General features: G+C 71.7%; 11 protein-coding genes. 4 read left to right on the top strand and 7 right to left on the bottom strand.

Annotated features, from left to right (window positions below):
* Positions 1-235 precede the first annotated feature (235 nt).
* From gltA to cuyB, 3 genes are all read left to right on the top strand, one after another.
* Positions 236-1,555 (top strand): citrate synthase, encoded by a 1,320-nt coding sequence (gene gltA, locus ET526_RS06940; RefSeq protein WP_135466956.1) that lies wholly within the window; start codon positions 236-238, stop codon positions 1,553-1,555.
* Positions 1,556-1,753: 198 nt separating this feature from the next.
* Complete coding sequence (locus tag ET526_RS06935; RefSeq protein ID WP_135466955.1) at positions 1,754-2,404, top strand: hypothetical protein; 651 nt, start codon at positions 1,754-1,756, stop codon at positions 2,402-2,404.
* A gap of 38 nt (positions 2,405-2,442) precedes the next feature.
* Positions 2,443-3,141 carry a cysteate racemase gene (gene cuyB / locus ET526_RS06930; protein ID WP_135466954.1) on the top strand — a complete coding sequence of 233 codons (699 nt, stop codon included), beginning with the start codon at positions 2,443-2,445 and terminating at the stop codon, positions 3,139-3,141.
* On the opposite strand, the gene ET526_RS06925 is transcribed toward cuyB, so the two are convergent.
* The 7 genes from ET526_RS06925 to ET526_RS22330 all read right to left on the bottom strand — a co-directional run bounded on the left by ET526_RS06925 (position 3,142) and on the right by ET526_RS22330 (position 10,719).
* A complete protein-coding gene (locus ET526_RS06925; RefSeq protein ID WP_135466953.1) occupies positions 3,142-3,384 on the bottom strand; it encodes a hypothetical protein in 243 nt (80 codons plus the stop codon). It abuts the gene before it with no gap.
* Positions 3,385-3,503: 119 nt separating this feature from the next.
* A complete protein-coding gene (locus ET526_RS06920; RefSeq protein WP_135466952.1) occupies positions 3,504-4,577 on the bottom strand; it encodes a tartrate dehydrogenase in 1,074 nt (357 codons plus the stop codon).
* Between the two features lie 73 nt (positions 4,578-4,650).
* Positions 4,651-6,444 (bottom strand): single-stranded-DNA-specific exonuclease RecJ, encoded by a 1,794-nt coding sequence (gene recJ, locus ET526_RS06915; RefSeq protein WP_135466951.1) that lies wholly within the window; start codon positions 6,442-6,444, stop codon positions 4,651-4,653.
* A 7-nt stretch (positions 6,445-6,451) separates the two neighbouring features.
* Positions 6,452-7,447: a class II fructose-bisphosphatase gene (gene glpX / locus ET526_RS06910; protein ID WP_135466950.1), complete on the bottom strand. Its 996-nt coding sequence runs from the start codon at positions 7,445-7,447 to the stop codon at positions 6,452-6,454.
* Between the two features lie 68 nt (positions 7,448-7,515).
* Positions 7,516-8,808 (bottom strand): homoserine dehydrogenase, encoded by a 1,293-nt coding sequence (locus ET526_RS06905; RefSeq protein WP_135466949.1) that lies wholly within the window; start codon positions 8,806-8,808, stop codon positions 7,516-7,518.
* Entirely contained in the window at positions 8,805-10,025 is a 1,221-nt protein-coding gene (locus ET526_RS06900; protein WP_135466948.1) for an LL-diaminopimelate aminotransferase, read from the bottom strand. The genes ET526_RS06905 and ET526_RS06900 overlap by 4 nt, the downstream gene beginning before the upstream one ends.
* Positions 10,026-10,086: 61 nt before the next feature.
* Positions 10,087-10,719, bottom strand: a complete 633-nt coding sequence (locus ET526_RS22330; protein WP_135466947.1) for a hypothetical protein — start codon at positions 10,717-10,719, stop codon at positions 10,087-10,089.
* 169 nt (positions 10,720-10,888) lie between these two features.
* On the opposite strand from ET526_RS22330, the gene ET526_RS06890 reads away from it, so the two are divergent.
* Positions 10,889-12,691: a PHA/PHB synthase family protein gene (locus ET526_RS06890; RefSeq protein WP_135466946.1), complete on the top strand. Its 1,803-nt coding sequence runs from the start codon at positions 10,889-10,891 to the stop codon at positions 12,689-12,691.
* Positions 12,692-12,790: the final 99 nt, after the last annotated feature.

Here is a 12,790-nt window from a genome sequence, read left to right as displayed (position 1 = left end):
CCATCAGGGCAATCCGAAGCCGCGACGGCTTAGGCCGCGCCGGGCCGCGCTTCCTGGAAGGCAGGGGCGCCCCGGCCTCGCCGCCGGAGGACATCTCTGCGCGCCTTCGCCTGTCGCCTCCCCGACACACTCCGGCGGGGGCGCGTTGCCAAGAAGCGGCAGGCGCCGATATCTTGCGCCGCATCATGACGGGGCCGCGAGACGCGGCGCCGCACCACCTTGGGGGTATCGCACCATGACCAGCAAGGCCGACGCGGCGGGCAAGGGCACCGTCACGGTCACGCTCGACGGGACCAACCGCAGCACCACCCTGCCGCTGCTTTCCGGAACCCTCGGGCCGGCGGTGGTGGACATCCGCAAGCTCTACGGCGACCTCGGCATCTTCACCTACGACCCGGGCTATGGCGCCACGGCGAGCTGCGAGAGCACCATCACCTACATCGACGGCGATGCCGGCGTGCTGCTGTACCGCGGCTACCCGATCGAGCAGCTCGCCGAAAGGTCCGACTACATCGAGGTCGCCTACCTGCTGATGTACGGCGAGCTGCCGACCGCCCGGCAGCTCGAGGAGTTTCGGCGCGGCGTCACCTACCACACCATGCTGCACGAGCAGCTCCGCCGCTTCTTCGACGGCTTCCGCCGCGACGCGCACCCGATGGCGGTGATGTGCGGCGTGGTCGGCGCGATGGCCGCCTTCTACCACGACAACCTCGACATCAACGATCCGCGCCAGCGCGAGATCGCGGCCTTCCGCTTGATCGCCAAGGTGCCGACCATCGCCGCCTGGGCCTACAAGTACTCGATCGGCCAGCCCTTCATGTATCCGCGCAACGACCTGAGCTACGCGGAGAACTTCCTCTACATGCTGAACGCGGTGCCGGCGGAGCCCTGGGTGAACAACCCGATCCTGTCGCGCGCCATGGACCGCATCCTGGTCCTGCATGCGGACCACGAGCAGAACGCCTCCACCAGCACGGTGCGGCTCGCCGGCTCGACGGGCGCCAACCCCTTCGCCTGCATCGCCGCCGGCATCGCCGCGCTCTGGGGGCCGGCGCATGGCGGCGCGAACGAGGCGGTGCTGAAGATGCTGGCCGAGATCGGCCGGCCGGAGAACATCCCGGCCTTCATCAACGGGGTGAAGGACAAGAACAGCCACACCAAGCTGATGGGCTTCGGCCACCGGGTCTACAAGAATTTCGACCCGCGCGCGAAGATCATGAAGGAGACCTGCCACGAGGTCCTGGCCGAGCTCGGCATCAAGGACGAGCCGCTGCTCGACATCGCCATGGAGCTGGAGCGGATCGCCCTTTCGGACGAGTACTTCATCAGCCGCAAGCTCTACCCGAACGTGGACTTCTACTCGGGCATCATCCTCAAGGCGATGGGCATCCCGACCCAGATGTTCACCGTGCTCTTCGCCGTTGCCCGCACGGTTGGCTGGGTCAGCCAGTGGAAGGAGCTGATCGAGGATCCCTCCCAGCGCATCGGACGGCCCCGGCAGATCTATCGCGGCCCCGCGCAGCGGGATTACGTGCCCCTCGACGTCCGGGGCTGACGCGGCCCATTGCACGCGCCAGGAGGCGGGGCGGCCAGGGCGGAGTCGCGCCGGGCAGGGCCCGCCCGGCGCGGCGTTGCCCCCACGGTCCATGCATACGCATGGTTACCGGGCGTTATCATTTTTGATTCTTGTCAGGACGCATCATTCGGGAGACATTGAACCTATAAGTTGCATAGCACCTCTGGAATTCGCGGAATGAGAGAGCCGGCCGTCTCCGAACGGGGTCATGTCATGGACCGCCTGGTGCGGAACCAGCTGAAGAAGTGGCCGCAACGGCCGCCGGGGATCGTCGCCAACCCCATGCAGCCGGGCACCTGGCTCCGCGGGCGGCCAGGCGATCACGCCGCTCTTGCCCAGCCCTTCCTGAAGGTGCCGGGGTCGCAGCGGCTGCGCACCCTGCCGGACGGGCTCTGGCTGCATTTCAGCCCCCATCCGGACGACCCCTATGTGGACATCCTCTGCATCGAGGCCTGCTCCACCCTCCAGAACCTGCTCGACAAGCGCTCCCGCTTCGCCCCCTCCGTCTCCTCCCTGCTCGCGGTCTGTCCCCTGCCCTGGCTGCTGGCCCCCGCTCAGGAGAACGACCCGGTCCCGCGCTGGCGACTGATCCGACTGTTCGCGGAGCAGCCGACCGGCCCCTGCATCCTGCCGGTGCGCGACGTGCGGGTGGTGTTCGGCCTGACCCGTCCCCATTACGAGCACTTCGCGGCCAGCCAGGTGGCGCATCCGCACGAATTCTTCTGCCCCATGGACGCGCTGGTGGACGAGCAGGGGCATGAGCACCCCGCGATGCGCGACCTGATCTTCCGCGCCAGCGCCACCGCCAACTTCATGAGCCTGCCCTGATGCGGCAAGCTCCGTCCGGCCGGGACGGAGAGGGTGCGATGACGGAGCGGGTGCTGGGGGTGCTGGGCGGCATGGGGCCGCTGGCGAGCGCGCATTTCATGCTGCGCCTGACCCTGCTCACCCCGGCGGAACGGGATCAGGACCACATCCCCGCCATCCTCTGGTCCGATCCCCGCGTCCCGGACCGCACCGCCGCCCGCCTCGCCGGGGGCGAGGATCCCCTGCCTGCGCTCCTGCGGGGCGTACGCGGGCTGGAGGCGGCCGGCTGCGGCGCCATCGCCATCCCCTGCAACACCGCGCATGGCTGGTTCGCGCCGCTGCAGGCCGCCACCCCCCTTCCCATCCTGCACATCGTCGATGCCGCGGCGGAGGAGCTGCGCCGGCTCGGCATAGGGGGTGGCAAGGTGGGGGTGATGGGCACGGCGGGCACGCTTGCCATGAACCTCTACCAGGATCGCCTGGAGGCGCGGGGCTATGCCTGCCTGGTGCCCGGGCCGGAGGAGATGCGGCGCCTGGTCACGCCGGCCATCGCGCTGGTGAAGGCGAACCGCGTGGCGGAGGCCTACGCTCCCCTGGCGGAGGCCGCCCGTGCCCTTGCCGCCCGGGGTGCCCGGGCGGTGGTGCTGGGCTGCACGGAGATTCCGCTTGGCATCGCCGCCGGGCCGGCCCTGCCCTTCCCGGTCGCGGACACGATCGATGCCCTGGCGCGGGCGGCGATCGCCTGGGCGCGGGGCTGATCAGGCGCAGTCGCAGCCGCGGGTCGGGCCGAGGCCTTCGCGCACGATGTGATGGTCGATCCACTCCGCCACCAGCCGGCGCGCCTCGGCCACCGAGGCCTCGGGGTGGTGGATGCGGTAGAGCACGGCGCAGGCGCGGAAGGCCGAGAGGTCATCGGTGCCGCTCAGGCGCAGTTCGCGATAGGCGGTCACGACGGCGCGTTCGCAGCGCCGCGCGATGGTGGTGGCGGGAGTCGGATGCATCGCGCGCCCCATGCATGGCCCTCCGGCAGCGAGCCAATTGCGAATTACTCTCAATTGCTGGATATGCTAGCCGCAGGGCGAGCATCCATCAAGCAGCAATCCCCGCCGCGGACGGGCCCTCAGGCCCTCCCCACCTCCTCGGCGAGCGCCTTGCCCACATCCGTCGTGCCCGCCTGCCCGCCCATGTCGCGCGTGCGCGGGCCGCCCTGGCCGAGCAGCCGCTCGATCGCCCCGACGATCGCATCGGCCGCCTGCTTCTCTCCCAGGTGCTCGAGCATCATCGCCCCGGACCAGATCTGGCCGATCGGGTTGCAGATCCACCTGCCCGCGATGTCCGGCGCCGAGCCGTGCACCGGCTCGAACATGCTCGGGAATCGCTTCTCAGGGTTGATGTTGGCCGAGGGAGCGATGCCGATCGAGCCCGCCACCGCCGGGCCGAGATCGCTCAGGATGTCGCCGAACAGGTTGGAGCCCACCACCACGTCGAACCAGTCCGGGTGCTGCACGAAATGCGCGCAGAGGATGTCGATGTGGTACTGGTCCGTCGCCACCTCCGGATAGTTCCGCGCCATGGCGGCGAAGCGCTCGTCCCAGTAGGGCATGGTGAAGGTGATGCCGTTCGACTTGGTGGCGCTGGTCACCTTCTTCCGCCGGCGGGTCATCGCCAGCTCGAAGGCGTAGCGCAGCACGCGGTCCACGCCCTGGCGGGTGAAGACGCTCTGCTGGGAGACGAATTCGCGCTCCGTCCCCTCGAACATGCGGCCGCCGACCGAGCTGTACTCGCCTTCCGTGTTCTCGCGGACGACGTAGAAGTCGATCTCCTCCGGGCCGCGGCCGGCGAGCGGCGTCCGCACGCCGGGCATCAGCCGGCAGGGGCGCAGGTTCACGTACTGGTCGAAGCCGCGCCGGATCGGGATCAGCAGGCCCCAGAGCGAGACATGGTCCGGCACGCCCGGCCAGCCGACGGCGCCGAGGAAGATCGAATCGCTCTCCCGCAGCCGGTCGAGCCCGTCCTCCGGCATCATGCGGCCGGTGCGCACATAGGTGTCGCAGGACCAGTCGTAATGCGTGAGGTCGAGGTCGAAGCCGAAGCGCCGGGCGGCGGCGTCGAGCACCCGCAGCCCCTCCGGCACCGTCTCCTTCCCGATCCCGTCGCCCGGTATCACCGCGATCCGATAGCGCCGCGCAGCCATCACGCCCTCCCTGCCCGAAGGCGCGCACACTGCCCGCGCGCCGGCGGCGCGGCAAGCCCGCGGCGCGCCGGGATCAGGCCGGGGCGCGCGCCGGCGCGGCGTCCACCACGTGCAGGCAGGCGCTGACCTCGTCGTTCCAGCGTTCGGCGCGCAACTGCCCGCACAGGTGCAGCGGCGCACCGCCCGAGCCGAGCAGCGCCTGCGCCAGCGGCCCGTCCTTGGCGCGGAAGCAAATCGCCTTCAGCCGTCCGCCGCCCTCGCCTTCCAGGAAGGCGCGGACGGTACCGCCTTCCCTGCCCACCCGGTCGGCGCGCACCACCCGAACACGCGGCAGGGCGAAGACCGGCTCCTCGTTGCCGGCGCCGAAGGGGGCCAGCCGCTCCACCTGCAGCGCCAGCGCCGAGGTGGCGCCGGCCACGGACACCGTGCCCTCCACCACCAGGTCGGCGGCGGCGGGCAGCGCCGCGGCCTGCGCCAGGCGCTCGTCGAGGAAGGCATGGACCTCCGCCTGGCGGGCGGCGGCAAAGGTGAAGCCGGCCGCCATGGCATGGCCACCCCCCGCCTCCAGCAGCCCCGCCTGGCGCGCCGCGATCACTGCCGCGCCGAGATCGAGCCCCGGAACCGAGCGGCCCGAGCCCTTCGCCACCCCGCCGGCCAGGCCGGCGACGCAGGCCGGGCGGTTGAAGCGCTCCTTCACCCGCCCGGCGACGATGCCGACGACGCCGGGGTGCCAGCCCTCGCCGCAGACCAGCAGCACCGGATGGCCCGCGGCGACCTGCGCTTCCGCCGCGGCGAGGGCGGCGCCCAGAACCTCCCCCTCCACCTCCTGGCGGCGGCGGTTCACCTGATCGAGCCGCTCCGCCATGGCGCGCGCCTCGACGGGATCGTCGCAGAGCAGCAGGCGGAGGCCGAGATCGGGCTCGTCGATCCGCCCCGCTGCGTTGATGCGCGGCCCGAGGACGTAGCCGAGCGAGTGGGCGCTGGGCGCGTCGCGCACCCCGCCCACCTCGAGCAGCGCGGCGATGCCGGCCCGGCCGCGCCGCGCCATCACCTTCAGCCCCTGCGCGACCAGGGCGCGGTTCACGCCGCTCAGCGGCATCACGTCGCAGACGGTGGCGAGCGCCACCAGGTCGAGCAGGTCGAGCAGCCGCGGCTCCTCGCGCCGCGCGAAGAAGCCGGCGCGGCGCAGCGCGCGCTGCAGCGCGATCACCGCCAGGAAGGCGACGGCGGCGGCGCAGAGATGGCGCAGCCCCGAGGCGCAGTCGAGCCGGTTCGGGTTGACCACCGCCGCCACCGCCGGTACCGGCCCCTCCGACTTGTGGTGGTCGAGCACCACGACGTCGGCGCGGCCGCGCGCCGCCTCCAGCGCCTCGTGGGCGGCGGTGCCGCAGTCGACGCAGACGATCAGCGTGGCGCCCCGCGCGCAGAGGGCGCGGATCGCCCCCGGGTTCGGGCCGTAGCCCTCCTTCAGCCGGTCCGGCACGTAGTGCGAGACGCGGCAGCCGAGCTGGCGCAGGGCGCGCACCATCAGCGCCCCGGCGCAGGCCCCGTCCACGTCGTAGTCGCCGAACACGGCGACGGTCTCGCCGCGCCGCACCGCCTCGGCGAGCCGCTCCGCGGCCGCGTCCATGTCGCGCAGCACCGAGGGATCGGGCAGCAGGACGCGCAGCGTGGGTTCGAGGAAGTCGGCCGCCGCCTCCCAGCCGATGCCGCGCGCGGCGAGAAGCCGGCCGACGATCTCGGGCAGATCGAGGCGCTGGGCGATGGCAAGGCCCACGCGCTCGTCGCCGGGCCGCCAGATCCAGCGGCGCCCGGTGAGGCTGCGGGCGATGCCGAGCACCGGCCCGGCCGCCAGATGGCCGTCCATCAGCGCATCAGGCGACAAAGGCGGCCGGCTTCAGCGTGAAGTTGTGGTGCGCCTCGATGTAGCGGACGGTGCCGGATTTGGAGCGCATGACGATGGAATGGGTCCGCGCGCCGTTGCCGAAGCGGCGCACGCCGCTCAGCATCGGCCCGCCGGTCACGCCGGTGGCGGCGAACATCACCTCTCCCTTCGCCATGTCGAGCAGGCCGTACTTGCGCTTCGGGTCGGCGATGCCCATGTCGCGCGCGCGCGCGATCTGATCCTCGTTCTCGAACAGCAGCCGGCCCTGCATCTGCCCGCCCGTGCAGCGCAGCGCCGCGGCGGCGAGCACGCCCTCCGGCGCGCCGCCGGAGCCGAGATAGATATCCACGCCAGTGTCGGGCTGTGTGGTGGCGACCACGCCGGCCACGTCGCCGTCCGGGATCAGCATGATGCGCGCACCAGCGGCGCGGCATTGCTTGATCAGCTCCTTGTGCCGGTCGCGATCGAGGATGCAGACGACGAGGTCGGAGACGTCGCGCTTCTTCGCCTTGGCCAGCTCTCGCAGGTTGCGCTCCACTGTCTCGTCGAGGTCCACCACGCCCTCGGGCAGGTTGGGGCCGACCGCGATCTTGTCCATGTAGATGTCGGGCGCGTGCAGGAAGCCGCCGCGGGGCGCGAGCGCCACCACCGCCATGGCGTTCGGCCCGCCCTTGGCGGTGATGGAGGTGCCCTCCAGCGGGTCCACGGCGATGTCCGCCTCCGGCCCGCCGGCGCCGACCTTCTCGCCGATGTAGAGCATCGGCGCCTCGTCCATCTCGCCCTCGCCGATCACCACGGTGCCGGAGATCTGCACCGTGTCGAAAGCCTTGCGCATCGCCTCCACGGCGGCGCCGTCGGCCGCGTTCTTGTCGCCGCGCCCCATCCAGCGGCTCGCCGCCAGCGCCGCGGCCTCGGTGACCCGCACCAGCTCCAGCGCCAGGTTGCGGTCCATCACCATGCCCGATTTGGGGTCGAACTCCGCCATCGCTGCCTCCGTCCGTCGGACGCCAGACTACACCGCCGCCGCCGCGTCGCGGAAGCGGCGGGGGCGCCTCACAGCGGCTCGATGCGGATCAGCGCCGGCTTCTCCAGCACCGCCTCCAGCGCCTCGATGCGCGCCAGCGCGGCGCGCATCGCCGCCTCCTCGCAATCATGGGTGACCAGCACCACCGGCACCGCCTCGCCCGGCGCGCGGCCGCGCTGCAGCATGGATTCGAGGCTGATCGCATGGTCGCGCAGCACGCCGGTGACGTCGGCGATCACCCCCGGCCGGTCCACCACCATCAGCCGCAGGTAGTAGGCCCCCACGTGCCGGTCCATCGGCAGGGCCGGCGACGGGTCGAGCGCCCCGTTGCCCGCGCCCCAGACCGGCGTGTGCCGCCCACGGGCGAGGTCGATCAGATCGGCCACCACCGCGCTCGCGGTCGGTCCGGCGCCGGCGCCGCGCCCCTCCAGCACCACCCGGCCGACGAAGTCGCCCTCCGCCACCACGGCGTTGAACACGCCGTCCACCCGGGCGATGGGCGCCGAGGCCGGCACCATGCAGGGGTGCACGCGGGTCGAGATGCCCGCCTCCTCGCGCTTGGCGATGCCGAGCAGCTTGATGCGGTAGCCGAGTTCCTCGGCCAGCGCGATGTCGAGGGCGGTGACCTCGCGGATGCCCTCGACATGCACGGCGCCGAACTCCACCGGCCGGCCGAAGGCAAGGGCGGCGAGGATCGCCAGCTTGTGCGCGGCATCCACGCCGTCGATGTCGAAGGAGGGATCGGCCTCGGCGTAGCCGAGCTTCTGCGCCTCAGCCAGCACCTCGCCGAACTCCCGCCGCTCGGTGCGCATGGTGGTCAGGATGTAGTTGCAGGTGCCGTTGAGGATGCCGGCCACCCGGTGCAGCCGGTTGGCGGCGAGCCCCTCGCGGATCGCCTTGATGGCGGGGATGCCGCCGGCGACTGCGGCCTCGAAGCCGAGCGGCGCGCCATGGCGTTCGGCCAGCTCGGCGATCGCCGCGCCGTGCACCGCAAGCAGCGCCTTGTTGGCGGTGACCACCGGCTTGCCGGCGGCGAGCGCCCGCTCCACCAGCGCACGCGCCGGCCCCTCGCTGCCGCCGATCAGCTCGACCACCACGTCCACCTTGGGATCGGCGGCGAGCGCCACCGGATCGTCGTACCAGCGCAGGCCGGAGAGGCTGACGCCGCGGTCGCGGGCGCGGTCCCGCGCCGAGACAGCGGTGACGGCGATCGGCCGCCCGGCGCGCGCCGCGACCAGCTCCGCATTGTCGCGCAGCAGCCTCAGCACGCCGATGCCGACCGTGCCGAGGCCGGCGAGCGCGACGGCAAGCGGGCGGGTCATGCCTTGGCGAGCTCCTTCTCGGCGAGGGCGGGCCCCAGATTGTCGCCCTGCAGGAAGGCGCGGATGCCGCGCAGCGCCTGCCGGATGCGGTGCGCGTTCTCGACCAGCGCGATGCGCACATGCCCGTCGCCATGCTCGCCGAAGCCGAGGCCGGGCGCGACGGCGACCTTGGCCCTGGCGAGCAGCAGCTTGCTGAACTCCACGCTGCCGAGGTCGCGGAACCGCTCCGGGATCGGCGCCCAGACGAACATCGAGCCTTCCGGCGAGGGTACCTCCCACCCGGCGGCGCGCAACCCCTTCACCAGCAGGTCCCGCCGCTCGCGATAGAGGCGGCGCATCTCCTCGATGCTGTCCTGCGGCCCGTTCAGCGCGGCGGCGGCGGCGACCTGGATCGGGGTGAAGGCGCCGTAGTCGAGGTAGGACTTCACCCGCGCCAGCGCCGCGATCAGCCGCGGATTGCCGGCGGCGAAGCCGATGCGCCAGCCCGGCATGTTGTAGGTCTTGGACATGGAGGTGAACTCGACCGCCACATCCTTCGCCCCAGGCACCTCGAGCACCGAGGGCGGTACCTTGTCGCCGAAGTAGAGCTCGGCATAGGCGAGGTCGGAGAGGATGAACAGCCCGTGCCGGCGGCAGAAGGCGACCAGCTCGCGGTAGAAGTCGAGATCGGCGAGCAGCGCCGTCGGGTTGGAGGGGAAGTTGACGATCACGGCGGTCGGCTTCGGCACGGAATGCCGCACCGCCCGGTCCATCGCCCGCAGCATTTCCTCGTCCGGCGTGTAGGGGATGGAGCGCACCGAAGCGCCGGCGATGATGAAGCCGAACTGGTGGATCGGATAGGACGGGTTGGGCACCAGGATGGTGTCGCCGGGCGAGGCGATGGCCTGGGCGAGGTTGGCCAGCCCCTCCTTGCTGCCGAGGGTGGCGACCACCTCCGTCTCCGGATCGAGCGCCACCCCGAAGCGGCGGGCGTAGTAGCCCGCCAGCGCCCGGCGCAGCCCGGGAATGCCCTTGGACATGGAGTAGCGGTGGGTGCGCGGGTCCTGCACCGCCTCGACCAGCTTGGCGACGATGTGCGGCGGCGTCGGGCTGTCCGGGTTGCCCATGCCGAGGTCCACGATGTCCTCCCCGGCCGCGCGCGCCCGCGCCTTGGCGGCATTCACCTCGGCGAAGACGTAGGGCGGCAGGCGCCGGATGCGGTGGAATTCCTCGGTCATGGCGCGGATCCGATCATGCGTGGCCCGCCGGGCGGCGGGCCGTTCCGTATAGCCGAGCCGCTCAGCGGGTGCGAGGCGGCGCGAGCAGCTCCGCCGGCGGTGGCGGCGGCGGCGCGGCACCCGGTAGCGGAGCGAGCAGTTCAGGCGGCGGCGGCGCGGGCTCCGCGCCCGGCTCCGGCAGGGGTTCGGGCGGCGCCTCGCCGGGCGTGGCCCGCACCGGCTCGGGGCCGTGGCGCGGCGCCGGCGCGTCGGTCCAGGGCACCCGCGGCGCCGCAGCCAGGGCGGGGGGCGGTGGTGGCCGAGCCGGAACCGGCGGAAAGCCGGGTACCGCGGCCGCGGCGCCCCTGCCGCCCAACGCCGTTCCGAGCGCCAGCGGATCCCGAGCGCCGGCCCGGTCGGCGGCAAGCCCGGCGGTGATCCCCTCGCGTACCGCGGCAGGAGGTGGCTCGGGGCGGGGCGGCACGCTGGCCAGGTTCGGGAAGGGCCGATCAAGGCCCGGCGGTGGCGGGCGCTCGCGATCCGTGAGGCCGGTGACCTCGCGCGCGATCCAGACCGGGTTCACCTCCCGCGGCACCGCGCAGCCGCCCAGCGCCAGACAGAGCAGCACGGCGAGGGCCGCTTGATCGCCCCCCGTCCGCTCTTTACGGTGCCGGCCGAGGAGTCCTGCCCTGCCCATCAGGCGCTTCCAGCCCATGTTCCGGCATCCTTTCCCGTCCGCGCAGGGTTAGCCCGGAAGCCGCCGCCCCGAAAGATCGCGCGGTGCCAACGCGGCAGCCCGATCGGCGTTGGGAGGAAGCCGCGGAGGAAAGCGCCCGCTGGCGCAGCAGGCAGAAGGAGCGCGCGCAGCGCGAAAGGGACGCCGCATGGCCGACAACAGCCCGCCCGACCCCACCCATTTCCGGCTCCCCGATCCGGGCCTCGTCACCCGCACCATGGCGGAGGTCGCCGAGCGGGGACAGCGCATCGTCAACGACTTCCTGAAGCGCCAGGCCGAGCAGGGCAGCGACATGGATCCCCTGAACATCGGGGGCGCCTTCCTCGAGATGACCACGCGGCTGATGAGCGACCCGGCGCGGCTGATGCAGGCGCAGATCGGCTTCTGGCAGGACTACCTCACGCTCTGGCAGAACACCGCCCGGCGGATGATGGGCGCGCAGGTCGAACCCGTGATCGCCGAGGATCCGCGCGACCGGCGCTTCAAGGACGAGGCCTGGCGCGAGAACGAGGTGTTCGACTTCATCAAGCAGTCCTACCTGCTCTCCGCCCGCTACTTCCAGAACGTGGTCAGTGGGGTGGATGGCCTCGATCCCAAGACGGCGCAGAAGGTGGATTTCTACACGCGCCAGTTCGTGGATGCGATGAGCCCGTCCAACTTCCTGCTCACCAACCCCGAGGTGCTGCGCAAGACGGCGGAGACCGGGGGTGAGAACCTGCTGAAGGGCCTCTCCAACCTGCTGGCGGACCTGGAGCGCGGCAAGGGCCAGCTCCGCATCCGCATGACCGACGACAGCAAGTTCAAGGTGGGGGAGAACATCGCCGTCACGCCGGGCAAGGTCGTGTACCAGAACGACCTGATGCAGCTCATCCAGTACAACCCGAGCACCGAGACGGTGCTGAAGCGCCCGCTGGTCATCTTCCCGCCCTGGATCAACAAGTTCTACATCCTGGACCTCCGGCCGCGGAATTCCTTCGTGCGCTGGGCCGTCGAGCAGGGCCACACCGTGTTCATGGTCTCCTGGGTGAACCCGGACGCGCGGCTGGCCGAGAAGGGCTTCGACGACTACATGAAGGAAGGCGTCTACGACGCCCTCGACGCCATCGAGAAGGCGACCGGGGAGCGGCAGGTGAACGCCATCGGCTACTGCCTCGGCGGCACGCTGCTGGCGACGACGCTGGCCCACATGGCGGCGAAGCGGGACAACCGCATCCGCTCCGCCACCTACTTCGTCACCATGGTGGACTTCGAGGAGGCCGGGGAGCTCGGCGTCTTCATAGACGAGGAGCAGCTCCGCGCCCTCGAGGAGAGGATGCAGAAGCGCGGCTACCTGGAGGGGGCGGAGATGGCGACCACCTTCAACATGCTGCGCGCCAACGACCTGATCTGGTCTTTCGTCGTCAACAACTACCTCCTGGGGCAGGAGCCCTTCCCCTTCGACCTGCTCTACTGGAACGACGACTCCACGCGCATGCCGGCACGGATGCACAGCTTCTACCTGCGCCGCATGTACCAGCAGAACGACCTGGTGAAGCCGGGCGCGATCGAGCTGCTGGGCGTGAAGATAGACCTGCGCAAGATCAAGGTGCCGAGCTACCTGATCTCGACGCGGGAGGACCACATCGCGCCCTGGAAGAGCACCTACCGCGCCACGCAGATCTACGCCGGGCCGGTGCGCTTCGTCCTCGCCGCCTCCGGCCACATCGCGGGCGTGGTCAACCCTCCCGAGAGCGGGAAGTACAGCTACTGGGTGAACGAGGCCCTGCCGCCCGACCCCGAGGAGTGGTTCCGCGGCGCGACGGAGATCGCGGGCTCCTGGTGGCCGGACTGGCAGCGCTGGGTCTCCGCCCTCGCACCCGAGCGCGTGCCTGCCCGCATCCCCGGCGATGGCGGCCTGACCCCGATCGAGGACGCGCCCGGCAGCTATGTCAGGGTGATGGCGACGGATTGAGGCACGAAGCCGCCGGACGGCGGGCCCGTGAGGCGGAGCCTCCCACGTCGCGTCCCGGCGCCAGCGCTTCGCTCGGCTCGCCGCATTGGCGGCGGGCCG

The sequence above is a fragment of the Crenalkalicoccus roseus genome (assembly GCF_004761865.1).
Taxonomy (GTDB): Bacteria; Pseudomonadota; Alphaproteobacteria; order Acetobacterales; family Acetobacteraceae; genus Crenalkalicoccus; species Crenalkalicoccus roseus.
This window is presented reverse-complemented; position numbering and strand designations above follow the sequence as displayed.